The sequence below is a fragment of the Paraburkholderia sp. genome (assembly GCF_036488795.1).
Taxonomy (GTDB): Bacteria; Pseudomonadota; Gammaproteobacteria; order Burkholderiales; family Burkholderiaceae; genus Paraburkholderia.
Map to the genome: position 1 here is coordinate 46,951 of NZ_DASXHA010000169.1, position 24,872 is coordinate 71,822.

At 64.7% G+C, this 24,872-nt stretch carries 20 protein-coding genes; 11 read left to right on the forward strand and 9 right to left on the reverse strand.

The genetic code is table 11. The features are described from left to right. The first annotated feature begins 61 nt into the window (after positions 1-61). A complete protein-coding gene (leuA, locus tag VGH41_RS24415) occupies positions 62-1,801 on the forward strand; it encodes a 2-isopropylmalate synthase (protein WP_331600227.1) in 1,740 nt (579 codons plus the stop codon). Between the two features lie 120 nt (positions 1,802-1,921). Here the strand turns inward: leuA and VGH41_RS24420 are convergent, their stop codons facing one another. The 3 genes from VGH41_RS24420 to VGH41_RS24430 form a co-directional block, all read right to left on the reverse strand. Next, positions 1,922-2,842, reverse strand: a complete 921-nt coding sequence (locus VGH41_RS24420; RefSeq protein ID WP_331600228.1) for a 2OG-Fe(II) oxygenase — start codon at positions 2,840-2,842, stop codon at positions 1,922-1,924. Between the two features lie 169 nt (positions 2,843-3,011). After that, positions 3,012-3,485, reverse strand: a complete 474-nt coding sequence (locus VGH41_RS24425; RefSeq protein ID WP_331600229.1) for a nuclear transport factor 2 family protein — start codon at positions 3,483-3,485, stop codon at positions 3,012-3,014. Positions 3,486-3,599: 114 nt separating this feature from the next. Next, positions 3,600-5,189: an MFS transporter gene (locus tag VGH41_RS24430; RefSeq protein ID WP_331600230.1), complete on the reverse strand. Its 1,590-nt coding sequence runs from the start codon at positions 5,187-5,189 to the stop codon at positions 3,600-3,602. A gap of 131 nt (positions 5,190-5,320) precedes the next feature. On the opposite strand from VGH41_RS24430, the gene VGH41_RS24435 reads away from it, so the two are divergent. The 3 genes from VGH41_RS24435 (at position 5,321) to VGH41_RS24445 (ending at position 8,454) form a co-directional block, all read left to right on the forward strand. Beyond that, positions 5,321-6,229: a LysR family transcriptional regulator gene (locus tag VGH41_RS24435; protein WP_331600231.1), complete on the forward strand. Its 909-nt coding sequence runs from the start codon at positions 5,321-5,323 to the stop codon at positions 6,227-6,229. 260 nt (positions 6,230-6,489) lie between these two features. Then, entirely contained in the window at positions 6,490-6,927 is a 438-nt protein-coding gene (locus VGH41_RS24440) for a hypothetical protein (RefSeq protein ID WP_331600232.1), read from the forward strand. Positions 6,928-7,107: 180 nt separating this feature from the next. After that, positions 7,108-8,454, forward strand: coding sequence for a DUF2325 domain-containing protein (locus VGH41_RS24445; protein ID WP_331600233.1), 1,347 nt, complete (start codon positions 7,108-7,110; stop codon positions 8,452-8,454). A 65-nt stretch (positions 8,455-8,519) separates the two neighbouring features. Here VGH41_RS24445 and VGH41_RS24450 read toward each other — a convergent pair whose 3' ends face one another. The 3 genes from VGH41_RS24450 to VGH41_RS24460 form a co-directional block, all read right to left on the reverse strand. Next, on the reverse strand, positions 8,520-8,993 hold the full coding sequence (locus VGH41_RS24450; protein ID WP_331600234.1) for a winged helix-turn-helix domain-containing protein: 474 nt from the start codon (positions 8,991-8,993) through the stop codon (positions 8,520-8,522). A gap of 75 nt (positions 8,994-9,068) precedes the next feature. After that, the gene (locus tag VGH41_RS24455) at positions 9,069-9,686 is read right to left on the reverse strand and encodes a nitrogen fixation protein NifQ (RefSeq protein WP_331600235.1); all 618 of its coding nucleotides are present in this window, start codon (positions 9,684-9,686) and stop codon (positions 9,069-9,071) included. 76 nt (positions 9,687-9,762) lie between these two features. Next, positions 9,763-10,257 (reverse strand): molybdopterin-dependent oxidoreductase, encoded by a 495-nt coding sequence (locus VGH41_RS24460; RefSeq protein ID WP_331600236.1) that lies wholly within the window; start codon positions 10,255-10,257, stop codon positions 9,763-9,765. 207 nt (positions 10,258-10,464) lie between these two features. Between VGH41_RS24460 and VGH41_RS24465 the strand changes: the two genes are divergently transcribed. Together VGH41_RS24465 and VGH41_RS24470 are read left to right on the forward strand one after the other, a co-directional pair. Further along, a complete protein-coding gene (locus VGH41_RS24465) occupies positions 10,465-11,340 on the forward strand; it encodes an extracellular solute-binding protein (protein WP_331600237.1) in 876 nt (291 codons plus the stop codon). A gap of 4 nt (positions 11,341-11,344) precedes the next feature. Further along, entirely contained in the window at positions 11,345-13,183 is a 1,839-nt protein-coding gene (locus tag VGH41_RS24470; RefSeq protein ID WP_331600238.1) for an ATP-binding cassette domain-containing protein, read from the forward strand. 90 nt (positions 13,184-13,273) lie between these two features. Here VGH41_RS24470 and VGH41_RS24475 read toward each other — a convergent pair whose 3' ends face one another. Continuing rightward, positions 13,274-14,458 carry a hypothetical protein gene (locus VGH41_RS24475; RefSeq protein ID WP_331600239.1) on the reverse strand — a complete coding sequence of 395 codons (1,185 nt, stop codon included), beginning with the start codon at positions 14,456-14,458 and terminating at the stop codon, positions 13,274-13,276. Between the two features lie 152 nt (positions 14,459-14,610). Here VGH41_RS24475 and VGH41_RS24480 point away from each other — a divergent pair, with 152 nt between their 5' ends. The 3 genes from VGH41_RS24480 to VGH41_RS24490 all read left to right on the forward strand — a co-directional run bounded on the left by VGH41_RS24480 (position 14,611) and on the right by VGH41_RS24490 (position 18,359). Beyond that, positions 14,611-14,925, forward strand: coding sequence for a hypothetical protein (locus tag VGH41_RS24480; protein ID WP_331600240.1), 315 nt, complete (start codon positions 14,611-14,613; stop codon positions 14,923-14,925). Positions 14,926-16,029: 1,104 nt separating this feature from the next. Continuing rightward, positions 16,030-16,317, forward strand: coding sequence for a hypothetical protein (locus VGH41_RS24485; protein ID WP_331600241.1), 288 nt, complete (start codon positions 16,030-16,032; stop codon positions 16,315-16,317). Positions 16,318-16,910: 593 nt separating this feature from the next. Beyond that, on the forward strand, positions 16,911-18,359 hold the full coding sequence (locus tag VGH41_RS24490; RefSeq protein WP_331600242.1) for a sigma-54 dependent transcriptional regulator: 1,449 nt from the start codon (positions 16,911-16,913) through the stop codon (positions 18,357-18,359). A gap of 74 nt (positions 18,360-18,433) precedes the next feature. Here VGH41_RS24490 and VGH41_RS24495 read toward each other — a convergent pair whose 3' ends face one another. Next, positions 18,434-19,633, reverse strand: coding sequence for a patatin-like phospholipase family protein (locus VGH41_RS24495; protein ID WP_331600243.1), 1,200 nt, complete (start codon positions 19,631-19,633; stop codon positions 18,434-18,436). A gap of 293 nt (positions 19,634-19,926) precedes the next feature. On the opposite strand from VGH41_RS24495, the gene VGH41_RS24500 reads away from it, so the two are divergent. Continuing rightward, entirely contained in the window at positions 19,927-21,606 is a 1,680-nt protein-coding gene (locus VGH41_RS24500; protein ID WP_331600244.1) for an MFS transporter, read from the forward strand. 150 nt (positions 21,607-21,756) lie between these two features. Beyond that, the gene (locus tag VGH41_RS24505) at positions 21,757-24,357 is read left to right on the forward strand and encodes a mechanosensitive ion channel family protein (protein ID WP_331600245.1); all 2,601 of its coding nucleotides are present in this window, start codon (positions 21,757-21,759) and stop codon (positions 24,355-24,357) included. A 25-nt stretch (positions 24,358-24,382) separates the two neighbouring features. Here VGH41_RS24505 and VGH41_RS24510 read toward each other — a convergent pair whose 3' ends face one another. Beyond that, a complete protein-coding gene (locus tag VGH41_RS24510; protein ID WP_331600246.1) occupies positions 24,383-24,868 on the reverse strand; it encodes an SRPBCC family protein in 486 nt (161 codons plus the stop codon). Between the last annotated feature and the right edge of the window lie 4 nt (positions 24,869-24,872).

The window sequence follows — 24,872 nt, forward strand, 5'->3', positions numbered from 1 at the left end:
GCCCGGCGTTGCACGTCTGCGCCTCGACGCCATCCTGTCTTTTCGAACTCACGAGCCCATCATGCTGAAAAATCCCGCCGCCAAGTACCGCCCTTTTACGCCCGTCAATCTGCCTGAGCGCAGCTGGCCCTCACGTACCATCACGCACGCGCCGATCTGGATGAGCACCGACTTGCGCGACGGCAACCAGGCACTGTTCGAGCCGATGAACGCGCAGCGCAAGATGCGCATGTTCAAGACGCTGGTGCAGATTGGTTTCAAGGAGATCGAAGTCGCCTTCCCGTCGGCCTCGGAAACCGATTTCAACTTCGTGCGCGAGCTGATCGAAGGCGGCCATATTCCCGACGACGTCACGATCGAAGTGCTGACCCAGGCGCGCGACGATCTGATCGAACGCACCTTCGAATCGCTGCGGGGTGTGCCGCGCGCGATCGTCCATCTGTACAACGCGACGGCGCCGGAATTCCGCAAGATCGTCTTCGGGCTCGAACGCGACGGCGTCAAGCAACTGGCCGTCAATGCAGCACGCACGATGCAGCGGCTCGTCGAAGCAAACCCCGACACGGCGTTCACGCTGCAATACAGCCCGGAAACCTTCACTGCGACGGAACTCGATTTCGCCAGGGAAGTTTGCGATGCCGTCTTCGATGTCTGGCAACCGACGCCCGAGCACAAGGCAATCGTCAATCTGCCGGCCACGGTTGAAGTCGGTACGCCGAATTTCTATGCGGACCAGATTGAATGGATGCACCGTAACCTCGCGCGACGCGATTCGCTGGTGCTGTCCGTGCATCCGCACAACGACCGCGGCACGGCTGTCGCCGCGGCGGAACTCGCCGTGATGGCAGGCGCAGACCGCGTCGAAGGATGTCTGTTCGGTAATGGCGAACGCACCGGCAACGTCGACCTCGTCACGCTCGCGCTGAACCTGTACACGCAAGGCGTCGATCCGGGCCTCGACTTCTCGCATATCAACGAAGTCGCGCGCACCGCCGAAGAATGTACGCAACTGCCGGTGCACCCGCGCCATCCGTATGTGGGCGACCTGGTTTTCACGGCATTCTCGGGCTCGCATCAGGATGCGATCAAGAAAGGCTTCGCAGTGCAAAAGGACGACGCGCTGTGGGAAATGCCGTATCTGCCGATCGATCCGCGCGATCTCGGCCGTACCTACGATTCGATCATTCGCGTCAACAGCCAGTCGGGCAAAGGCGGCATCGCCTATCTGCTGGAACAGACGCATGGCGTGGTGTTGCCGCGTCGTCTGCAGGTGGACTTCAGTTCAGCCGTGCAGCGCCTGACCGATGACAGCGGCCAGGAAGTCAGCGCGCAGAAGATCTGGGAAGTGTTCCAGGATGAGTATGTGCGTAATGCAGCGCCGGTGCGCTACATCGGCCATACGCTGTCCGAGGATAGCGGCCGCGAACGCATCAGGCTGACCGTGGAGATTGCCGGCAAGCGCGCCGTGCTGGCGGGCGAGGGCAACGGCCCGCTCGACGCGCTGGTGCACGCGTTGCGCACGCCGGTGCGGATCCAGCACTACGAGGAACGGGCGCTCACCCAGGGCGCCGACGCGAAGGCCATCGCGATAGCGGAGATGGCGGGCGCGCAGGTAGTGGGCAGCGCGTTCGGCGTGGGCATCGACGCAAATCTGATTACGGCGTCGATCCGCGCGGTGATCAGCGGTATCAACCGTGCCTACGCGCGCTCGGATGCACACGCGCAAGCGCATTTCTTCGATGCCGTGTTGCGTGAGGCGGGTGAAAGTGGCACCCGGAACGAAGCGCTGCAAGCGGGCTGATGCCGCGCTTTAAAGCTTTCGCGCTTGCGTGATGTGAACCGCGCCCGGTGCGGCCCTGCAGATGCAGGTGCCTCAACCGGGCGCGCTGCTTTCAGGCGATACCCCGGTACGCCATGCGTCTCAGATGTAAGCGTGTTCGCGCATCCACTTGGTCATGATCCATTTGTCGCCGCCACGCACGGGCGCGCCGCCATGCAGGGTCAACGGATCGAGTTGCCGCAGGCCGTTCATATAGCGGAAATACACCGCGCCGCCCTGTTTGCCCGCCACCGACAACCCCGCCTCCGGAAAGATCGTCTCGCCGCCATCCGGCACGTCGTTGAGATAGACGATCAGCGTCGCCACGCGCTGGCCGCCGCGTGAGGTATGCACCGCGCTGCCTGGTTGGTCCGGCGGAAAATAATCGAAGTGCGGACGGTATTCACCACGGGTGCCGTAGTGCAGGATCTGCAGCCCTTCGCCGTTTTCGAGCGGCCAGTTCATCAGGCCGGCGATGCGCTGGTCGAGCCGCTCGATGAAAGCGTCCTCGCCGCGCTGAAACCAGATGCCTTCGCTGGTCCGGTTGCGGATCACGTCCTCCTGGCCCGTGGCCGGATTAACGGTAGTCGAGCGCTTCAGACGGTGTCGCGACCGTTCGATCATCTCGCTGCACTCGTCGGGCGAAAGCACGTCGCCGAAAACGACGACTTGCGGACGCTCGCAGCGCATCAACACCTTGACGTGGCGATCAAAGGCGTGGATCAGGTTACCCTTTGCGATGGGTGACGCGTCGTACCGGTACTCGCCTTGCGCGATCTTGCGCGGGCTGGCTTGCGTGCCGCCATCTGCGTGGGTTGAAACGGGGACGTGAGCAGCAGCCGGCTCGCCCGCCGCGCCTGCGCTGGTTGCGCTGGTTGCGCTGACGGCTCGCTGAACGGCAGCACTCGCCGCAAGCGAATCAAAACCGGCCTGCACCATGGCGTCCACCATGGAGTCCACGGTACAGCCGCGCTTGACATTGGTGGCCAGCCAATCTTCCCAGGCCGCGTCCATCACAGGCATCGGTGCTTGTCCCCTTCGTTTTTGCTCGCTCCGCGCGCGGGCTGCGCGCAACCGCGCACGATTCAGGTGCCGGAGAAATACTGCCTCATCCGGCCATTTTCGTGCAAGTGGTACGCCTTTGCCGGCGTTTCGAAGTGGAACTACGCAACTGTGGCTGCACGTGTTGAATCTAGACCCGCTTCGCGCGATACGCGTCCAGACCCCTTCGCGCCTGCGCCCGGATGGCACCCTGCACGAACGGCGTCCAGCCCAGCAGTGCGCCTTTCACACCGAGTGCCTGGCGCGCCCAGCGCCATAGATCGAAGGTATCGCGATGCTCGACGATCCGTCCGTCACGGAACACGAATTGCGCATGAATCCGGTTGACCACGCTGCGACCCGTTTGACTGAACAGATAACGCGCGACCCAGCGCGCGCTGCCAAGGCCCTCGTTCGCCTCGACCTCCGCGAACGTCAGCGAAAAATCCTGGGCCCGCGAGGTCAGCATGCGCCACATGTCACGCGCGGCTTCGCCGCGCAGCTCGCCGAAGACGGGATCGCTGAACACGACGTCGTCCGCGTAGCAGGCGGCCATCGCTTCGGCGTCGAGCTTCTGGAAAGCCTCGTAGAAACGTTGGATCAACTCGGCGTTGGCATGACTCATTGTTGGTCTTGTCCCGTCTTGAGCGGCTTGTGGAGTCTGGAGGAGATTGCAGTGTGCAAATCAAGCGCCACAATATCGGAAATTGCCCAACCTGGGGGATCACGACGAGGCTCGTCAATCCAGCGCCGTGCCGCTCACGCGCACCGCAGCCTGATAGTTGCCCAGCACCCGCACCGCCACACCAATGAGCACCGCTGCAAGCGCTGCCAGATATAGCGCCGACGCAAAGCCGCTCGCGAAGCTCGCGTGCGCCGCGCTCGCCAGCGAGGCGCGCAACGCCGCCGGCATATGCTCGGTGGCTTGCGAAATATCGCCAGCGAGCACGCTCGACATGAAGCCTGCATCGAGCTCGCCTCGAACGGCCGGCGTCACCTCGGGCCGCGCGAAAAACGCGCGCTGCGTGTGCGCGGCCAGTACTGCGCCGAGCACGCCAACCGAGCTGACGATTGCAGTAAAGCGCGTGGTCGTGCTGATGCCGGACGCCATCCCCGTGCGGTTGGGCGGCACGCAGGCCATGATGGCCTTCTGCGTATCGCCGTTGAGCACGCCGGCGCCCAGCCCCGTGATCACCATGCCGACGGCCACCCACGCATAACGCGCCTCGCCGGCCACCAGCGCCGTCAGCACATTGCCGGCGCCGATCAGCAGCAGCCCCGTGCTCAGCAACGTCATGCCCGACAGACGCTTCGACAACGCCGCGCCGACGTACGGACCGACCACCATCGCAAGCGCAAACGGCAGCATGCCGAGGCCGGCCTCGACCGCCGGCAGCCCGAAAGCGTTCTGCAGATAAAGCGGCAGGAAGGTCATCATCACCTGGGCACACGCGGCGTAACCGAACATGGCCAACACCGCGGCGACGAAGCGCGGCTGGCGGAACAGCGTCAGATCGACCATTGCATGGCGGCGCACGCGTTGTACCTGGATGAACCCGACCAGCAGCAGCGCGGCGGCGCACAAACGCGCGCCCGTCGCCCAACTCGCCCAGCCCACCGCAGGCGCCTCGATCAGCGCCCAGATGGCGAGCGCAAGCGCGAGGCCGAACAGCGCGCTGCCTGCCGCGTCGATGGGTCCGGCTTCCGGATTGCGCGACTCGCGGATCGAACGAAACGCGCACCACGCCAGCACCGCACAAATGGGCAGATTGAGCAGAAAAATCCAGCGCCAGCCCAGCCATTGCGTGATGACGCCGCCCACCAGCGGCGCGACCGTGGTGGCGAGCCCCATGCAGGTGCCCCACACGGCCCACGCGCGCACCCGCTCGGGGCCTTCGTGGAAGGTATTGGCGATCACGGCGAGCGCCGAGGTCAGCAACATCGCCGCGCCCACGCCTTTCACTGCGCGGGCGATATTCAGAAGCGACGCGGACGGCGCGAGCCCACATCCCAGCGAAGCCAGAAAGAACACCGCCAGACCGAGCAGCAGCATACGCTTGCGGCCGAAGCGGTCGGCCATGCCGCCGGCCGGCAGCAGGCATGACGCGAACGCGACCATATAGGCGCTGACGACCCACTCGACGTCGGCAAAGCTCGCATGAAACGTGCGGGCAATGGACGGCAACGACACCGCGACGACATTGGTGTCGAGGATGATCAGCGCGCAGGTCGCCGATGCAGTCGCCAGTACGAAGCCTGGATTGACGTCGCGGCTCTGCGCGGGCGCGCCGGTCGTTTGTGAGGCGGGTTCACCACGAATCTGGGACATGGAGGCAGGTAACCGGACAGGAAAAGGGAAAAAAGGGAGAAAAAGGGACCGTCCGATCGTAGCGCCGTGTCTATTTCCTGTCATTATCATAGAATGACAGAATAATTAACTGAAATCGAAATACTGGAACCATGCGACAGCTCGAGCTGCGTCACCTTCGCTGCATCGTCTGTGTGGCGAAACATCTGCATTTCTCGCATGCGGCTGAGGAGCTTGAGATCGCCGCACCGTCGCTGACCAAGCAGATACAGGAAGCGGAGCGGCTCCTCGGGGTGCGGCTGTTTCACCGCACGAAGCGCTCGGTGGCGCTGACCGCTGCCGGCGCAGCGTATCTCGCCGAAGTCACGCCGGTGTTCGACCAGCTCGCCCGCGGCGCGGAGCGCGCCCTGCTCGCCGAGCGCGGTGAACTCGGCCGCGTCGAGGTCGGTTATGTGGGCTCGGCGGCCTTCGCCGGCGTGCTGCGGCATGCGGTGGGCGGGTTTCGCAAGGCGCATCCGCGCATTGAAATCACCATCCGCGAAGTGCCGATGGACCGCGTGCCCGCCATGCTCAGCGACGGCCAGCTCGACGCCGCCTACGTGCGTCCGCCGATGCAGTTTCTCGAAGGCATTCAGGCGACCACGGTATATGAGGACAGCTTCGTCGTCGCGCTGCCGGCGGACTCCGAACTGGCCGCGTCGCCGGTCGTGTCGCCCGGGCAATTGCGCGATCAATGCTTCGTGCTGCCGGAACAGGAAGCCGGCACGTTCGAACTCGCCCGGCGCGGGCACTTTTCGCCCAGACTCGGACCTCAGCCCGGCACTCTCACGGCGGTCGTGGCGTGTGTGTCGCTAGGCGACTACGTCGCGGTCGTGCCGCAGACGCTGGTCGACTGCCTGAGCTTGCCCGGCGTCGAATACCGGCCCATCACCGGCAAACCGATTCCTTCGGAAATCGCTCTCGCCTATCGGCAATACGAGCGCGCCCCGGCCGTGCGGGCCTTTCTGGAGTACGCGAAGACAGATAGCGCCGCCGCAAAGCGGCGTTCCGCCGCCATCTGACGCGCTCAACAGCAACACCATCGGCGCCTTTCGTTATATCCTACCGAATATCACGGTAGCGACCGGATGGAGCACGCGAGGCGCGCTGTCGTCTGCGAAACGCTGCGCAGCATGGCACCGCTGTCGACGAACCACCCACCTCGAATCGCAACAGGCAACCCAGGCACTCAGGCAACAGGATGGAGCCCAGATTGACGCGCAGTCGACCACCATTAGCCAAAGCATCGCAGCCGCACCGCCGGCCGGCGAAAGACCTTTCGATGTCGATCACGGCATTGAAATCCGCGCCTGATCGCGCACGGGCCGAGCAGATCCGCGATGTCGTCGATGCTTTCAGACGCCTTTACGGCAGCGTGCAACGCTTCGTTCTGATGTTCGCCGACGGCCAGGGCACGCTCGCCTCAGTCGGCATGCCCGGGTCGCATCCGCTGAACCAGCTGCTGTCGATGCTCGCCGTCCAAGGCAAAGCCGCGGGTTTCCGCCGCTCTCATGAACTGCGCGCCGCCATCGAAGACGCGCGCGGCGCGGAACAGCTGCGCGACACCATTTTCTCGGACGCTGACAGCAACGACCCGGCGGCGCTGCGCAAAGCCGCCATCGAACTGGAGCGGCTCGACGCAACCTTTGTGGGCTTGTGCGTCGAACATGTGATGGAACAACACGCGCGTGCATCGCTCGCGTTGCACGCCGAACACTGAAGGCATCACCCAGGCATCGCTCAGTACACCCGTGAGGAGGCGCCACCAGGCTTTCCCGTCGCCCGATCACCGCTATATTCAATGATATATTTCGGTGCAGAGATCGATGGTGACAGGCTCGAGATCCGCCATGCAATGTAGCCCGCGAGCGATGTCACCGGAACCGGACTTGAGGTCATCATGCATGCTCCCCCATTTCGCCTCGCTCAAACCTCCCGCGCCGGCCGTTCCGACGACGACGCGACCGGCAGCCGTCTGCGCGCGACCGATGCCTGCTGCGCACCCTCAGCCGAGCAACTGACGCAGGCGCGCAGGCGGCGCGCACGTCTTGCCGAACTGGATCCGCATCTGCATTGCTCGGTGATCGGCACCTGTCTGAGCACCCACGAGCTGCGCAAGCTGGTGCCCAGATTCACGGATCTGGATCGCCAGCACGCGAGCGACCTCGAAATTCATCATGCCGCGGTCGAACTGGCGATCGCCGGCGGCCCCGGCAGCAAAGCGCTGCATAAGGCGCTGGATGAACGATATGCCGGCGCGATCCGCCGTTTCGATCAGGCCCGCGACGAAGACGCCCTGCTTGCGCTCTGGAATGAATCGCTCAAGAACGGCGACATCCCGCCCGCGTACTGGGCGCTCATGACGCATCCTTACGCGACCATGCCGGTGCGTCAGGCGGCGTTCGGCGAATTGCACATGCTGTCGCACCTGGTCGGAGCGGCGAATCGCGCGGACATTCGCCGGCTGGTGGCGCTGGAGGAAGAGAACGCGGCGCTGCGCGACAAAGTCGAGCGGCAACAAAACCGCCTGCGCGAAATCAGCGCGCAACGCGACACAGTCATCGAACAGCTGACCGAACAGGTCGTCAGACTGACGGCGCAGGCAAGCCGGCAGCCGTCCGCCGACACGGCCGCGCTAACGGACGAAGTACAGGCGTTGCAACGGAAACTTACGGAAGCGGACCAGCGTGTGGCGCTGCATACCAGCCGTCGTGAAGCCGCGGAACAGCGCCTGCAGCAGGAACAGGGCACCGTCGACGCGCTGCGTGAGAGCCGCGATCATGCGCTGTCGTTGCTGAGGGTGGTGCAATCGGAATGTCAGGCGCTCGAGCGCGCGACGCTGGATGCACTGGATCAGCCCGGCGCGCGTCGCGCGCAACTCGCGGGTGTGCAGGGCAAGCGCGTGGTCTACGTGGGCGGTCGGCCCGGCTCGAATGCGGCGCTCAAGGCGCTGGTGAGCTCGGCGGGCGGCGAGTTCATCGTGCACGACGGCGGTCTCGAAGATCGCAAAGGTCTACTGGCCGCCGCGCTCCCAGGCGCCGACTTCGTGGTGTTTCCGGTGGATTGCATCGACCACGATTCGATGAACATGCTCAAGCGCGTGTGCGAGCGTCATCAGGTGGAGTATTACCCGTTGCGGACTGCGAGCGTCGCCAGTTTCATCGATCTGATGACGCGTTTGCAAACGGGCGGGACGGCGCCGGAAAGCGCACCGCGGGCGTCAGCTTTTTGTCTGCGTCATGGGTGAGGCGGCGGCTCTGCCAGGGTGCTGTGGAGCGCGCGGCGGCGGCACCGGCAACGCGTGGCAGGACATCAAGCCCGCATGAAGCGGATCAGTTCGCCGATCTGTTTGGCACAGGCCTTTTGCGCCTGCACTTCGACATCACGATAAAGCCGCACGATGCTTTCGCCTACCGGCGTCAGCGTGCATCCGCCGCCACTTTGTCCGCCCTGCTCCGAGACCGTGGCGGGCGACTTCAACGATTGATTCAGCTCGTCGATCAGCAGCCATGCGCGGCGGTACGACATATCGAGACTGCGCGCCGCGGCCGAAATCGAGCCGTGCTCCCGCACCGCCTCGAGCAGTTCGACCTTGCCCGGTCCGAGCGCCACCACGCCGCCCTTGCGAATGCGCATGCGGAAGCGCGCTTCGGGGCGTACGTCGGAACGTGGCTCGGGACGTGCGTCGGCAGCGGCCTCGGCTTTCGCCTCGGGTAGCGCCTTGCTGCGCGCTCTGGCGGGCGCAGGTTTCGCGGGGATGGATTGGGTTTTAGCGGATTCGGCCATGCGCGAAAGCATACACGAACCACACCTCGAAACGGCACTGGGGGGAACCGCAATCAATGCGACGGCGCGGGCCTGTCAGGCACCTGGGGGGAAGCAGAATCCGAAGTCTTCGCAACCGGGACAGCCGGGCGCCGGACCCGGCGTTTGCCCCAGCGACAAGGCAAGCTGCTGCGCCAAAAACCGTTTCCAGCGCAAGTTGGTCACGTTGAGTGCCGCGAGTGTCGGGAAGTAACGGTCGAGCATCGCCGAGACATCGTCGCGGCCGGACAGCCCGAGGTCGCGCCACAGATGATCGGGCCGCAGGCAGGCATGCGTGATGATGCTGGCGAGACACTGCGCATCGTCGAGCGGCACCGCCGGATTGGCGTATTGCAGCATCAGTTCGCGCAGCTTCGCCACGAACTCGAGATGCTGTTCCGTGTTCAAGCCGATGGCGACGCTCTCAACTGACGGCATCGCGGCCGGCTCGTGCGTGAAGTGGCGGCTGACGAGTCCGCGCCACTGTGCCGCAGACAAGCCGAGCAAGGACTCTTCGCCCCGCACCTCACGCGCCGCGATGAGTCTGGCAAACAGAATGGTGTCGAAACAGGCGGGGTCGCGCGCGAGGGTCAGCCAGTGCGAAGTTCGGGCGGCGCAAGCATGAGCAGGTTCGGCCGCATGAGCCGATGAAGCGGAAAGTGCGTCGTCAGACATGGCGTGAGAGTCCCGGGAAACGGCTTCATGTTACCGCTTCAGCCTGACCCGCACGCCGATCCGTCTTGCGAGCCGCTTACATGGGCCCCAGCAGGTGCACCACCACGCGCGCGAGCCGCTTGAGGTGCCGTGGCGCGGCCATGATGTCCGCGCCCGAGTACAGAACCGGCGCGCCATCTTCGACGCTCAACGGCTGACCGTCGCATTCATATGCAATCAGCACCTGTTCGCCCACCGGTGTGTTGAACAGTTCGTGCCACGAAAAGCTCACCGCGTAGCCGTCCTGCGCAACCGCGACGAAGACCATCCGCTTGAAATCGCCCGGCGCGTCGTTGCGCAAGCCTGCTTGCTCGACCAGATCGGTCAGACGCACACCGCGGTAGGGCTCGACGCGGCGAATATAACGGTTGGTGGTAAAGCAGCGCAGGTCGAACGGCTTGCCCAGCACGCTGTCGTAGGTGCGCAACTGCTCGACCGACAACGACAACGGCCGCAGCACCCGCCCCGTCAGGACGAAGTCGGCGGCGACGGCATGCTCCACGGCAGCCACGGTTGGGGTCATCATCTCCATGCTTGCGCTTCCTCCTGCCTTGAACACTCTCAGCCACTAAACGGCGACTGCAACACGCGGCCGCTTCCATCTACCGTTGTATCTTCTCATATATCACGAGACGATCCGGTATCCGTACTGTAATCCCCGTTATCAGCGGGGAATGTGTCCCCATACAGAGCGGCGGCGTCGTAATATAGCGTTCTTTATAACGCTAGAGGGAATGGCATGATTCGCAAGCTGCTCGCATCTATTACGGTAATCGCCGGCATGGCGGCTGCCACCCCGAGCTTCGCGCAGGACAATACCGTGAACGTGCTGTACGCCGGCTCACTGGTCAACCTGATGGAGCGCAGCGTCGGGCCCGCGTTCGAGAAATCGACCGGCCTGCAGTTTCGCGGCTATGCGGCCGGTTCGAACAAGATCGCCAACGAAATCAAAGGCAAACTGCGCCGTGGCGACATCTTCATCAGCGCCAGCCCGAAGGTCAACCCGAGCCTGATGGGCGCCGAGAACGGCGACCACGTGAGCTGGTATGTGACCTTCGCGGAATCGCCGCTGATGATCGGCTACAACCCGAGGAGCAGATTCGCGGCTGACTTCAAGAAAAAACGCTGGGATCAGGTCTTGCAGGAACCGGGCATCCGCATTGGCCGCACCGATCCGAAGCTCGACCCGAAGGGCGCATTCACCGTCGAAATGATGACGAAGGCCGCCGATCTGTATCACCAGCCGGACCTCGTGGAAAAGACGCTCGGCACGCCGGAAAATCCGGAGCAGGTTTTGCCTGAGGAAACCCTGGTCGGACGTCTGCAGTCGGGCCAGCTCGACGCCGGCTTTTTCTATTCCACGGAAACCTCGGACCTGAAGATCCCCGCGCTGCAGCCGGCGCCGGAACTGGCGGCCAAAGCCAGCTACACGCTGACCATACTCAATGACGCCCCGAACACGGCGGGCGCGGCGCGCTTCGTCAACTTCCTGTTGAGCGCTCAAGGCCGCGAGCTGTTGAAGCAGCATGGCGTGGATGTCGTCAAGCCCACCGTCACCGGTAATGGCCAGGCGATTCCGCCGTCGGTCCAGGCCGTGATCGACGCTGCGCAATAAAGTTATGCAGCGAGTGGCGGCACGGCCGCTCTTCTGGCTGGCCGCCCTGCTTGCGGCGTATCTGTGCGCGCCGTTTCTCGCCAGCGTGCCGCAACTCGGCGCGGCGGACTGGGCCAACGTCGACTGGCATGCCACGTGGTCGGCGGTGGCGGTTTCCGCGGGCAGCGCCAGCGTCGCCTCGCTCGTGATCCTGCTGGGCGGCGTGCCGCTCGGCTATTTCCTCGCCCGCTCGAATTCGCGCAAAGTCGCGCTGCTCGGCTTCATGGTGCAGTTGCCGCTGGCGCTGCCGCCGCTGACGAGCGGAATCCTGCTGCTGTTTCTGCTCGGACCCTACAGCTGGGTTGGCCGCTTCACGAGCGGCCTGCTGACCGACTCGTTCGCCGGCATCGTACTGGCAGAAACCTTTGTCGCGGCGCCGTTCCTGATCATCGCGGCAAAGTCCGCTTTTGCATCCGTCGATCCGGTCCTCGACGACGTCGCGGCCACCCTGGGCCATCACGCGGGCAGCCGCTTCTTTCGGGTGATGCTGCCGGTTGCGTGGCCGGCCATTCGCGCCGGGCTCGCGCTCGCGTGGTTGCGCGCGTTCGGCGAATTCGGCGCGACCGTGATGGTGGCGTATCACCCGTATTCGCTGCCGGTCTATACCTATGTGGTGTTCGGCGGCGAGGGATTGCCGGCGATGATGCCGCTCTTGCTGCCCACGCTGGCAATTGCCGTGGTCTGCGCGGCGCTGTCGCTGTACAGCCGGCGTCAGACCGGCGCGGACCAGCTGGAAAACGGCGATGACGCGACCGACACCAGCCCCGGCCAGGCGCCTCGCGCGGACGCCGGGCCGGCGCGACTGGCCTTCCATCTCACGCGCCACCTCGGCAGCTTCGATCTCGACATTGCGTGGACGCCGGCCAGCCGGCGGCTCGCCTTCATCGGGCCGTCGGGTTCGGGTAAATCGCTGGCGCTGCGGCTGATCGCCGGGCTCGAATCCAACGAGACCTGCACCGTGCAACTGGGCACGGCGGACCTGAGCGCGCTGCAGCCGGAGCAACGTCAGATCGGCTATATGCCGCAAGACTACGGCCTCTTTCCGCATATGACGGTGGCCCAGCAACTGGCCTTTCCGGTGCATGCGGACGCCGCCAGCGCCCGCTACTGGCTGGAGCATCTGGGCCTTGCGGCGCTGCTCGGACGGCTGCCGCATCAACTGTCGTTCGGCCAGCGCCAGCGGGTGGCGCTCGCGCGCGCGCTGACACGTCATAGTCAGCTTCTGCTGTTCGACGAACCGTTCGCCGCGCTCGATACCCCGCGCCGCCGTCGCCTGCAGCAGTCGTTGCGCGCGTTGCAGCGCGAGATTGCCGCGGTGACGATTCTCGTCACCCACGATCCCGACGAAGCCGCCCTGCTCGCCGACGAAGTGCTCGTCATAGAACAGGGGCGCGTGCTGCAGGCCGGCACGATCGATGAAGTCTACGAGCGGCCGGCGACGCTGCGGGTCGCCGAACTGCTCGGTCTGCACAATGTGGGAGAAGGCATCATGCGCGCCCAGGGCCGGCTCGAAATCGGTGCCGGGCTGCTGCTGGAGACCCACGAGCGTTCCGTCGAAGCGGGCACCCGCGTCATGTGGCGTGTCTCGTCGCATGCCCTGGTGGCCGCGCCGGAGGGACCGCACCTCGGGAGCATCGATGCGATCGAATTGCGTCGTGGCGAGCGCTATATCCGCGTCGAAATCGGCACCGCGCGTTTCGATCTGGCCAGCGAGGACAACCGTCTGCGGCAAGGCACGCAACACCGGTTTTCGATTGCGCCGGCAGGCGTGTCGGTATGGCCGGCTGAGTCCGCTTCATCCTGAAAGTCATCAAACAACCCGCTCCGGCAAGTACATCGGAGCGGGTTCTGTTTTCCCTGCCAACCTGAAACCCGCTTCACGACAGCCGTTTGATCAGCTGACCACCTTCGCCGGGCAAACCAGTTCGCCGTGCGCGGCCACATAGGCCGCGGCGCCGCTGCGATCAGCCGCGTCGAAGAGTGCCACTCCGCCGTTCGTCAAAACAGCCAGGGTGGCGCCATCCGGCGTATAGCGCAGCGCCTCCGGGTTAGCGCCGCTCGCGTAGCCGCCGTTCACCTTACCGCTGTCGCGCGCGACGCTCGCAACCACGCCCTCTTTCGCCAACGCCACCGCCAGTGCGCTGCCGTCCGGACTCAGTGCAAAGTGGTAAGTCGTTGGCGTGCCGCAGAAATGCAAGGTGTTGACGGGCTTCAGCGTCTGCGCGTCGTATTCGACCATGCCGTCCTTCTGCAGCACGAGCAGATTGCCGGAGTGCGGATCGACCAGCAGGTCGAGCGCGTCCGGCGAGCCGATCGTGCCGCTCTGCCTGCGGTTGACCGTGTTGAATATTTCGATGCTGCCCGCCACGCCGTTCGTTACGTACAGGCGCTTGCCGTCGGGCGACAACGCCATGCCGACCGGACGTGCGAACGGCCGATCGTGCGCGTCGCCGCCTTTCAGGGCGTAGCGGCCAAGCGGGCGGCCATTGCTCGCATCGACTACGGAAACCGTGTTCGACACCACGTTCAGCACATAGGCGCGGCGTCCGTCCGGCGACAGCACGACGTTCTGCGGAAAGCGCTGGGTCCGCGCCGCTCGCACGATGCGCCCCTTCTGGAGATCGACGAAGGCAAGCGCATCCGGACGCAGCGACGTCACATACGCGCGCCGCCCGTTCTCATCGACGGCCACACCAATCGCGCCTATGCCGCGGCAGAAGTTATCCGCGCAATCGTCTGAAGTCTCCGGGAGATGCCCCTCGACCGTGCGCGCGATGCTGCGACTCGTCAGATCGATGATCGACAGTGTGTCGTCGCCGTTGCTGGTGGCATAGAGCCACTTGCTGTCGGCACTGATATCGAGGCCGGCCGGCGCCTGGCCGACCGGAATCACAGTGCCCTTCGCGAGCGGCGCAACCGCGGCAGCGTTTGCCGCGGCGTCGCGCCCGGTTTGACCGGTCGTGCCGCAGGCGGCCAGCACGGCGCATGCCGCCAGCATCGCCGCCGTCCGGCGCAAAGCCGGCTGCCTGATGGTTTGCCCCGTGGTCCCTTTGAAATCAAAACGATCACGCCAACCCATTGTTGCTCCTTGTCTGAATTTCATTGAAGTCTCAGATGCGGCTCATGCCGTCGGCCGGCGCGCGCAGACGGACTGTTGCACGGGGATCGACGTGCGTGCGCGTGCCGCCGGCAACATGATGTCCTCGCAAACGCGTTCTGCCCGTTCGCTCAATGGTCTTACCGACAGTATCTGAAACGGTGTTGTCTGAAATGGGCCATGGCCGCTTCCATGATGGCACGACATCCGGTCAAATCGATGTGAAGTGGGCCGCGATTATTATTCGCGAATCCTGCGCAACCTATACCCAGCGGATATTCGCGGACGTATGGATTCTAAATACGCGTGATCAACGGCGTACAGGCCGCTATCCCTCCGCAACGGCGGTGGCGCATGCCATGCGGCGACGCGGCCTGTTACAGCCGTGGCAATTGACCCGCTTTTTCTTTCGCATTTTTTTCGAATTATTTTCCGCTCCGCTTCGGTAAAAAACGCCTGTTTATTGCGTTTCTCCCTGCACCGATCGGCAAGCTTGACGTTTGCTATCGCGACACTTTGATTAGAACAAGAGAAGCGATATTTCCGCGAATGGGGCGTTGCGCCATAGTCGTTGCCCAGTTGTTACGCGCAGTGGCGGAATCGAATCGTTGGCGCGTTTCATGGTCTCGATTCGCGGCGCGCCGGAACCCCGAAACCGCGCGTGGCGGTTGGCCACGTCAAAGGGTATAACGGCCTGGGGTGTCTGCTGCTGCCGCTATTCGCGGCAAAGTGGTGGCGCCGGTTCGGCTGGATCTGAGATTGGACAAACGACGTAGCACAAACAAAGCGGGACTCAACGCCGGCGTCGAAATGCGCTGCCATCAATTGCTTCGTTCCCCCTGGGCGACCGTGTTGATCCGGTCTGCCACACGGCTCACGCCGTCCCCGCGAAGCACTGATGCAACCGGTCTGCACCTGGCGCGGGACTCCCGCCCTTGCCAGTTGCCTGCCGATCGGCTGTTGAATTCACCCTGCAACACCCTTGCTGCGAAGCCCTTCTGAGAAGGCTCATCTTCATTGTTGGCCCCATCGCGTACATCCTCGGTTGGCCCCGTCGCACCCTTCCGTGAGGGTTTGATCGTTTGTTTGTTTTTTTCTTCCCTGTGCGCCCCCGCGCTGCCTGCGTTTCCCCGCGCTGCCTGTTTTTGCGCCGCGCTGCATTGCTGCCCGCCGCAGACATATAGCGACGAACGTGCCAGCCGACCACAACCTCTTGTGGTTGCTGGCCTGCAGAGGCGCCCGAGGCGTCGTGACGCAAACATCCGGCGCTGCCGTGCAAAAACTGTTGCAATGCTGCGTCTGAGTCGAAACCCGTGGATCGCTGAAAAGCGGCTTGTGCGTAACCTTGCTTGCGCCAGCCGGCCGGGCGCGGGGCCAATGTGCATATGGTCTGAACGGTGTTTTGGTTCTCCGGGATGCGAGCCCGGCTGGTCCGGAAAGCAGTCGAAGGCAGAAATGTGCGCTACCGCACGCTGCCGAAACTGTCTCAAATGTGAGACGCGCCTTCTTCGGTCAAAAAAACCGGACTGGAGGCGCCACGCGATGCCGGCAAAATGGGAGCCGCCCTCATCCGCCAGTTGTCCGAAGCAAACCGGGTAAGGCTTGCCACTGCCAGTCGCCCCTGTCGCTGGCATCCCGAGCAGGTCAATCTCGTTGATCCACAGGTTCCTGGAACACAAAACGTCAATTCGAGCGTGTCTTCATCGACAAAGTCCCTGCTTTCCGAAGCTGCATGCGTCGGCAATTTTTATCGCGCAAAGGTTTGCGCATTTCGCGAACAATTCCGTGACGCCCGAAATGGGAAAATTAAAACCCTTGTTTCGGTCAAACCTGCTCAGTAAGGAATTAACAATTACTGAAAAATTCTCGGCCCCAGTGCGTTCGATAATGCGTCAGAATCGACACACGCAGATGCCACCGCTGTCGCCATGCGACCTGTGGCGGCCTGGCCGCAGGAGCGCAGCGCCCCGCCGGGCCTGGGGTTTGAGCGGACAGGCTCGGGAGCGGCGTACGGTCCGGCTGAGCTTCCGTATCCAGATTTGCGCTTATGGCGAGCCCAAATCTTTTGATCTATCTTTTGTCCATGCGCCGAATAAGAGCGCAATATCCGGAAACTGGCCAGCAATACTACGCGCCGACTCATCTCCGGGGAGTGATATGAAAAATAATTGTTCGTACGAACAGATTATTCGGCATGCTGTGTGTTTCGCCGCGCGCGTTGATCGTGACTGGCACATGCCGCTCCTCCGGATGCAGCCATCGCTGTTGCTGCGAGCGCAGCCTTGTTGAGCGACGTCGGCGAAACCAGCACGTCATTTCCGGGTTCGTGCAAACGGGCCCGTCACGATCAGCCGTTCAGAGATTGGACGCGATGCATTGAAGAATGCTTTGCATGACCTGGCAACCGTGAATACAGCATCAAACCGGGGGTAACATGAATACGACTCGCACAACGCAAGACACGGACCGCACAGTGCTCTACGTTTCCGCCAGGCCCGACGACCTGCTCGCGAAGTTTCTGGCCGCCTGCGACTGGCATGTCGTGCATGCAAAGACCACAGCGCTCGCCGAGCGCGTGATCGAACGGGACAACATCAAGGTTGGGCTGATCGATTTGCCGGAAGATTGCACGTCGCAGCATCTGTCTGCGCTCGAGTCCTGCATGCGGCGGGTCGAAACCAACTGGGTCGCCCAGATTGCGCCGGGCCAGGCGGACAATGAGCTGATCGGCCGCTTTATCCTCGACTTCTGTTTCGACTTCGTCACGCGCCCCTGCCTGAACGAGCGGCTCATCTTTGCGCTGGGCCACGCACATGGGCTGTCGAACCTGCGCAAGGCGCGCGTCGCTCCGGAGCCTTCGTTGGGCCGGCATGAGATGGTCGGTCAGTGCGAAGCCATGCAGCAACTCTATCGTCACATCGACAAATGCGCGGTGACCGACGCGCCGGTGTTCGTCGCCGGTGAATCGGGTACCGGCAAGGAACTGACCGCGCGCGCCATCCACGTGCGCTCGCCGCGCTCGGCGCAGGCGTTTGTTGCCATCAACTGCGCAGCCATTCCGCCGACGCTGCTGCAGGCCGAGCTGTTCGGCCACGAACGCGGCGCCTTCACGGGCGCGGTGCAACGCAAAATCGGCCGGATCGAAAGTGCGCATGAGGGCACTCTGTTCCTGGATGAAATCGGCGACATGCCTCACGAGTGCCAGGCCGTGCTGCTGCGTTTTCTGCAGGAAGGCACGGTCGAGCGGCTCGGCGGCAACGCCACCATCAAGGTGGACGTGCGGGTCATTTCGGCAACCCACGTGGACCTTGAAAAGGCCGTCGAAGACGGCCGCTTCCGCTCCGACCTGTATCACCGCCTGTGCGTGCTGCGGCTCAATGAACCTCCGCTGCGCGAGCGTGGCGGCGACATCAAGCTGCTCGCCAACTACGCGCTCAGCATGTACAGACAGGACGGCGCGCGCAAGATTCGCGGCTTTTCGAGCGACGCGGTGGTGGCGATGTCCAACCATGCCTGGCCGGGCAATGTGCGCGAACTGATCAACTGCGTGCGCCGGGCGGTCGTGATGAGCGAGGGGCGCTTCATCACGTCGGCGGATCTGGGCCTGCCGCAATCGTCGAATGCGCAGGCCGTGACACTCGCGGAGATTCGCAGCAAAGCCGAAAAGGATGCGATCGAGCACGCCTTGCAGCGGCACGGCTACAAGCTGACCGAGACCGCCGCCGAACTGGGGGTGTCGCGGGCCACGCTCTACCGTTTGATGCATGCCAACCGCATCAATCAGGATCCGGCCGCCGCGCCACGCCCGGCGGCCCCGGGTGCGGCGCCACAAGACGAAGAGAGCGAGCGGGAGCTGCCTTCGCTGAGCGCGTTGGGGCATTGAAAATGACCAGGGCTCGCGGAGGTGGCTAGCCCACCTGCCGCCGCGCCGCCGCAGACCTGAAACCCGCCCGTACCCTAGCCCGCGGCTGGATCGGCCTGCGGATCGCTGCGATACACGGCGAGGCCCTCCATCGGATCCGGCGGCTCGCGCCAGGGCGCTTTCGCCAGCATCCGTCTGGTGTTCTCATAGCCCGCGGCCCAACGTCGCCGGATGCCGCTTTCCGAAAAGTCGATGTCCTTGTGCAGATCGTCGCCGTCGAGACTCGGCGCATCCAGTTCGATGACCTGCATGGTGGTCCCGCAGCCCCAGCCGAGCAGCTCCCTGACCGTCGGGTCATCGCGTTGTTCTTGCGCAATGTACTGCTCCAGTTCGCGAATCACATGCCGTAGCCGGTGAATCTGCTTCTGCCGCTCGAGATGACTTTCGCTGCGGCTCGAATACTGGATGTCGCGCTGACGGCTCATGGCCTGCAAGATCGATTTCGGTTCCGGTCCGTGTGCCGGCCACAACTGCACGGCGAAGATCACCGAGTCGCGGCGCGGATAATCGTCGAGCACGGCTTCGAGCGGTGTATTCGAATAGATGCCGCCATCCCACCAGCTTTCGCCTTCCAGCCGCACCGCCGGAAAGCCCGGCGGAAATGCCGCGGACGCCATCACGTGATCGACGTCGAGCGGCGCGTCGCGATTGGTGAAATAGCGCATCCGCCCGCTGCCGACGCCCACCGCGCCGACCGTCAGGCGCGTTTCCTTGCTGTTCAGATAGCCGAAATCGATCAGCGACAGGAGCGTGTCGCGCAGCGGGTCGGTGGAGTAGAACGCCGCTGGCCCTTCTCCGGCGGCGTTCAGGCCGAACAGCGCGGTGGGGCGCGGCGCGAAGAAGGCCGGAATGCCGCGCGTCATGATGGAAAGATTGCGCAGCCATTCGTCGAGCACAGGCAGCAGGCCCGAGGTGCCGGTGCCGCGATAGGCGACCTTCTCCCAGAACTGCCTGAGCCTGGCGAGCCGCGCCTCGGGCGGATTGCCGGCGATGATGGCGCCGTTGACAGCGCCAATCGAGGTGCCGATCACCCAGTCCGGATCGATCCGCGCCTCGTGCAGTGCTTCGTAGACGCCCGCCTGATAAGCGCCCAGCGCGCCACCGCCTTGCAGCACGAAAACGATCTGGCCGGGAATGTTCTCGCATGGCGGAATGCCCGCCTCGTCAGACGCTTGCGGTTGCCCCGTCTGTTCAGAAGAGTCAGCCGGATTGTCACGCGGTGCCTTCTTGGCCATGGTGCATCTTCTCCCTTTGTGAAGCGCCGCCGCGCACGACCTGGGCGGCGGCTTTGCGAACCGGTTGTCGAATGCTGCGCGGTTGAACGCGTCCCCGTCGATGATGGCATGCGCGCGCAACAGGACGCAATGTACGAAACTGGCCCCGCGACGGCATAAGCGCTTACCTGGCTGCGCTCTGACCCGCCGGCAGACAGGGGCCGCTGCCGTCGCCCTGGCCGGTTGGCCAACCATCTGGCTTCGCTCGTTTCGCGTTGCTATGCTGCTAGCAGACCGTTCACCCAGGAGCGCGCTTGACTGCTCAGGAGCTTCCTTCACTACCCCGCGAAGCGGGCCACCTCGGCGCGCAGGCAAGCCCGTGCGATGGACTGGCAATCTCCGCGCAGCCAGTCACGCTGCAACGCACCTGCCGGCACCAGCGGCTCGCGCTGGCTTCGACCATCCTTGCTTCGAGCATGGCGTTTATCGACGGTTCCGTGGTCAACGTCGCGCTGCCCGCCATCCAGTCCGATCTGGGTACTGGCGTCGCAGCCATCCAGTGGGTGGTCAACGCGTACCTGCTGTTTCTCGGCGCGCTGGTACTGGTGGGCGGATCGCTTGGCGACAAGCTCGGCAGGCGCACGGTGTTCATTACGGGCATCGGCATCTTTACGCTCGCCTCGGTGGGCTGCGGGCTCGCTGCGAACGCCGGCGTGCTGATCGCCGCGCGCGCCGTGCAGGGGATCGGTGCTGCGCTCCTTGTACCCAGCAGTCTGGCCATCATCGGCGCGGTGTTCGACGCGAACCAGCGCGGCAAGGCGATCGGCACGTGGGCCGGGGTGGGCGCGATCACCTCGGCGGTGGGGCCGGTGGCAGGCGGCTGGCTGGTCGATACGTTTTCGTGGCGCGCGATCTTTTTTCTCAATGTGCCGATTGCCTGCGCGACGGTAGCGCTCGCGCTGGCGTCGGTGCCGGACAGTCACAGGACCGATGCACCGGAGCAGCTCGACTGGGCGGGCGCGCTCACCGCCGCGGCGGGCCTCGGTGCGCTGACGTACGGGCTCACGCTCGCGTCCACGCACGGCCTTGCCGATACGCGTGTACTGGCCCTGATCGGCGCGGGGGTGCTCGTGCTGGCGGGGTTCATCGTGATCGAAGCACACAGCCGCAGCCCGATGATGCCGCTCGATGTATTCCATTCGCGCGACTTCGTCGGTGCCAATCTGGTCACCTTGTTGCTGTACTTCGGCCTCGGCGGCGCGCTGTTTTTTCTGCCGTTCACGCTGATCCGCGCCTATGGCTATAGCGCCACGCAGGCCGGCGCGTCGCTGCTGCCGTTGCCGGTGATCATCGGCTTGCTGTCGCGCTTCACCGGCAATCTGACCAGCCGTTACGGCGCGCGGGCGCTGCTGACGGCTGGACCCGTCGTCAGCGCGCTCGGCTTTGCGATGCTCGCCTTGCCGTGGGTGCGAGGGGCTTACTGGAGCGGCTTCTTTCCGTCGATCGCCGTCCTCGGGCTGGGCATGACCATCACGGTCGCGCCGCTGACCACGACGGTGATGGCGGCGGTTGCAGCCGATCGCACCGGCGTCGCCTCGGGGATCAACAACGCGGTCGCACGGGTCGCGAGCCTGCTGGCGATTGCGGTGCTGGGCATCGTTTTCGTCTGGACCCATGACGCGACGCTGACCGCTCGGCTGGATCAGTTGCACGTGCCGCAGCAGACCCGGCATGCGGGGCAGCTAGCGGGGCCGGACGCGGCGACGCTGGCTGCCCCAGTGGCGCCGGCGGCGTCCGATACGGCGGCACAACCCGCATCAGCCGCAGCCCTGAGCGGCGCGCGGCCAGCCTCGGCAGCTGCGCCCGGCGCTACACAAGCCACAGCACAAGCCGACGCGCTCGGCGCCGCGCTGCGCGCCGTCGCGCTGGTCTCGGCGGTTTGCGCGCTGGCGGGCGCGGCGCTTGCCGCGGCAACCATTCAGCGGTCCAGGTGAGCGGATCGGCTCGTGGCACAATGCCTGGTCCCCTCTGCGCCGTTGCGCGCGGAACTTGTGCGGGCGGGGTCGGGTCCGTTATCTATCCCGTTACACCGCCCCGTCCGTCCGGAAGCTGACGCTTTCATCGCGACCGCCCTGTTATCCCCTATGCGCAAAATACTCCTTGTCTGCTTGCTGATCCTGTTTGCCGCACCGGCGTTCGCCGCCACGACAACGGCGACAGCTCCTGCCAGTGCCCCCGTGACACTCACGCCCGATCAAGCCCGCCAGGCGCTCGAAGTCCTTAACAATCCCCAGCAGCGCGCGCAGATCGAAGATACCTTGCATGCTATCGTCGCAGCCGGCGCGCTCGCAGCGCCGCCGGCTTCCGCCGCGACCGCTGCCTCTGCGCCCGCGGTGGCGAGTGGCGCGTCGGCGGCCGCGCACACTGCGTTTCAGTCCAACGGACTCGCCTCGCAACTGGCCCGGCAGGGCGCGCATTGGGCGGTCCAGACGGGAATCACGCTGGAGCGCACCGTTTCGGCCTTGCTGGATGTGTCGTCGGTGCGGGCCTGGTGGGCCGATCTGCTGCACGACCCGGCGCGGCGCACGACGCTGCGGCGCGTCGCGCTCACGCTGCTGGGCGCGCTGGTGCCGGCATGGGTGCTCGAATGGCTGGCACGCCGTCTGCTGCGCCGGGCGGTGATCGCCCTTGGCGAGCGCCGCGCCCAGGACTCGTACGACCCGAACGATTCGCTGAATCTGCTGGACCTGCGTGAGCCTACCGAGCTTGCGCAACCGGCGCCCGACCAGGCCGCAGGCAGCGTCCCGGACGCCACTGCCAGCACCAGCGCCGGCGCCGGCGCGAGTGCCACCGCCGCCGCAACCAGCCCGGCGCCCCACTCCAATGACATGGCCGGCAAGGCCAATGCCGCGCATCACTGGTCGTTGCTGCGCCGCCTGCCGCGCGCCATCTTGCGCACGCTGGTGCGTTGCGTGCCGCTGCTGGTGTTTATCGGCGCGGCCAGCCTGCTGATGTCCATCCTGACCACCGACGACACACCGCAAGACCGCGCCCTCGATGCAATCATCGACATTTACGTGATCAATCGCCTGATCGTGATCCTGGGCAACTTCTTTCTGCAACCGGACGCGCCCCGGCTTCGGCTGCTGCGCATGAACAATACCTGGGCTGCGTTTACCCAGCGCTGGATCGTCGCAATCGTCAGCGTGGTCGGCGCCGGGGACGCGCTCGCGCAGGTTGCCGTGTCGGTCGGACTGAGCGAAGCGGCCAATCTCGCCTTGATGAAGGTCATTGCGCTGGTCGGTCATGTGATGCTCTCGATTCTTGTTCTCCAGTCCAGCGCGCCGGTCGCCGCGCGCATCCGTCAGCGTTTCGAACGTACCCGCTCGCTCTCGGTGCTCGGCAGCGCACTGGCCGATGCATGGGCGTGGATCACCGTGTTTATCGTGATGGCGTTGTGGTTCGTGTGGGCGCTCAACGTGCACAACGGCTATGAGACGCTGCTGCATCTCGGCGGCATTTCAATTGGCGTGCTGGTCGCCGCGCGGGTCGTCGCCATCGTGATGTTCGGCGCGCTGGCAAAACTCTTCAACGCGCAGGACGGTCAGGTGCGCGACTCGCTGGTTCATCAGCGCGCGTACCGCTACTACCCGCTTGTGCGTCGCCTCGTCTCGTGGGTCATCGGCGTGGTGACCATGCTGCTGCTGTTGCAGGTGTGGGGCGTGGATGTGGGCGTACTGTTCCAGGCCGGCAGCATCGGCCACCGGCTCGCCTCCGCGCTCGTCACCATCGGAGTCGCCGCGGTAGTCGCGCTATTCGTATGGGAAGCCACCAATGTCACCGTCGAGCGGCGGCTGCACCAATGGACGACGGCTGGCGACCTGGTCCGTGCCGCCCGCCTGCGCACCTTGCTGCCCATGTTGCGCAGCGCGCTGTTCATCGCCATCGCGTTGATCGTGGTGCTGACCGGGTTGAGCGAACTCGGCGTGAACATCGGACCGTTGCTGGCGGGCGCGAGCATCTTCGGCGTCGCGCTCGGCTTCGGCTCGCAAAAGCTGGTGCAGGACTTCATCACCGGCATCTTCCTGCTGACGGAAAACGCCATGCAGGTGGGCGACTGGGTGACGCTCGCGGGCGTGTCCGGCACGGTCGAATATCTGTCCATCCGCACGGTGCGTCTGCGCGGCGGCGACGGCTCGCTGTACACGGTGCCGTTCAGTTCGGTGTCCACGGTCAACAACACCAACCGGGGGCTCGGCAACGCGGCGGTGAAGGTCAGCATTCCTTACGGCGAAGATGTCGAGCGCGCCACCGCGACCCTCAAGGAGATCGGCACGGCGCTGCGCGACGATCCGGCATTCAAGGACGCGATCCTGTCCGACTTCGCATTCTGGGGTGTCGATTCGGTGGACGGCGCGTCGGTTACGCTGACCGGACAGATCCAGTGCCGCGACAGCGGACGCTGGGGCGTGCAGCGCGAGTTCAACCGGCGCGTGGCCGAGCTGTTCCAGCAGCGCGGCATCCAGATTGCCAATCCACAGCGCACGGTGTTGATACCGGGTGGCGCGGGTGCCCCCGTTGCTGCGGAGCAAGCGGACAGCGCGGCGAACGTGCCGCAAGCAAAACCCGACGGCGATCACAAGACTTCGCCGGAGCATCGCGCCGCAGGCGACGCTGAAGCCTCATCCGACGCGCCTGCAGCCGTCACTGATGCGAGCAAAGCGGCCAATCGGCCCGCCACGTAAATCGCAGCATCGCGGCGCGCTCGCCTCAGCCATGCTCGATGCTGATCAACCGCGCATCGAGCCGCCTCGCGAGCCCGAGCCCGCCTTCACGCATCACGGTGTCGTGATTCCACTGGAAGAACGGCCTGGCAAGCGGCGCCAGCGCGTTCATCCATGAGCGGCGCGTGCGCACACGCCACTCATAGCAGATCACGCTCACGTTGCGATCCGTCGAAAAGCGCCAGCGTCCGATGCCTTCAACGTCACCTGTCGCCTCGCCTTCCAGGGCGACCAGCGGCTCGATGCGCGTGACGCGCATGTCGAACACCAGCCGGTACGGCAACCAGCCTTTCCACGTATAGCGCTGTACGGCGCCCAAACCGTCGCTCGTGCCCGCTTCGATCTGCGCGACGCCTTCGACGTTCTTCCACCACTCGGGCCAGTGCTGCGAGTCGTGGATCGCGGCCCATACCGCCTGCAACGGCGCCTCGATGCGCCAGATCGTGAAGAACTGGTATTCGACCGTAGCCACGCTT

Excerpts from the sequence above, each read along its gene's own strand:
- VGH41_RS24425 (WP_331600229.1), bottom strand. The coding sequence starts at position 3,485 with ATGAGTCATGCCAACGCCGAGTTGATCCAACGTTTCTACGAGGCTTTC.
- VGH41_RS24460 (WP_331600236.1), bottom strand. The coding sequence starts at position 10,257 with ATGGAGATGATGACCCCAACCGTGGCTGCCGTGGAGCATGCCGTCGCC.
- leuA (WP_331600227.1), top strand. The coding sequence starts at position 62 with ATGCTGAAAAATCCCGCCGCCAAGTACCGCCCTTTTACGCCCGTCAAT.
- VGH41_RS24495 (WP_331600243.1), bottom strand. The coding sequence starts at position 19,633 with ATGGCCAAGAAGGCACCGCGTGACAATCCGGCTGACTCTTCTGAACAG.
- VGH41_RS24440 (WP_331600232.1), top strand. The coding sequence starts at position 6,490 with ATGTCGATCACGGCATTGAAATCCGCGCCTGATCGCGCACGGGCCGAG.
- VGH41_RS24435 (WP_331600231.1), top strand. The coding sequence starts at position 5,321 with ATGCGACAGCTCGAGCTGCGTCACCTTCGCTGCATCGTCTGTGTGGCG.
- VGH41_RS24445 (WP_331600233.1), top strand. The coding sequence starts at position 7,108 with ATGCATGCTCCCCCATTTCGCCTCGCTCAAACCTCCCGCGCCGGCCGT.
- VGH41_RS24485 (WP_331600241.1), top strand. The coding sequence starts at position 16,030 with ATGGGAGCCGCCCTCATCCGCCAGTTGTCCGAAGCAAACCGGGTAAGG.
- VGH41_RS24450 (WP_331600234.1), bottom strand. The coding sequence starts at position 8,993 with ATGGCCGAATCCGCTAAAACCCAATCCATCCCCGCGAAACCTGCGCCC.
- VGH41_RS24490 (WP_331600242.1), top strand. The coding sequence starts at position 16,911 with ATGAATACGACTCGCACAACGCAAGACACGGACCGCACAGTGCTCTAC.
- VGH41_RS24505 (WP_331600245.1), top strand. The coding sequence starts at position 21,757 with ATGCGCAAAATACTCCTTGTCTGCTTGCTGATCCTGTTTGCCGCACCG.
- VGH41_RS24430 (WP_331600230.1), bottom strand. The coding sequence starts at position 5,189 with ATGTCCCAGATTCGTGGTGAACCCGCCTCACAAACGACCGGCGCGCCC.
- VGH41_RS24420 (WP_331600228.1), bottom strand. The coding sequence starts at position 2,842 with ATGCCTGTGATGGACGCGGCCTGGGAAGATTGGCTGGCCACCAATGTC.
- VGH41_RS24470 (WP_331600238.1), top strand. The coding sequence starts at position 11,345 with ATGCAGCGAGTGGCGGCACGGCCGCTCTTCTGGCTGGCCGCCCTGCTT.
- VGH41_RS24455 (WP_331600235.1), bottom strand. The coding sequence starts at position 9,686 with ATGTCTGACGACGCACTTTCCGCTTCATCGGCTCATGCGGCCGAACCT.
- VGH41_RS24465 (WP_331600237.1), top strand. The coding sequence starts at position 10,465 with ATGATTCGCAAGCTGCTCGCATCTATTACGGTAATCGCCGGCATGGCG.
- VGH41_RS24480 (WP_331600240.1), top strand. The coding sequence starts at position 14,611 with ATGGTCTTACCGACAGTATCTGAAACGGTGTTGTCTGAAATGGGCCAT.
- VGH41_RS24475 (WP_331600239.1), bottom strand. The coding sequence starts at position 14,458 with ATGGGTTGGCGTGATCGTTTTGATTTCAAAGGGACCACGGGGCAAACC.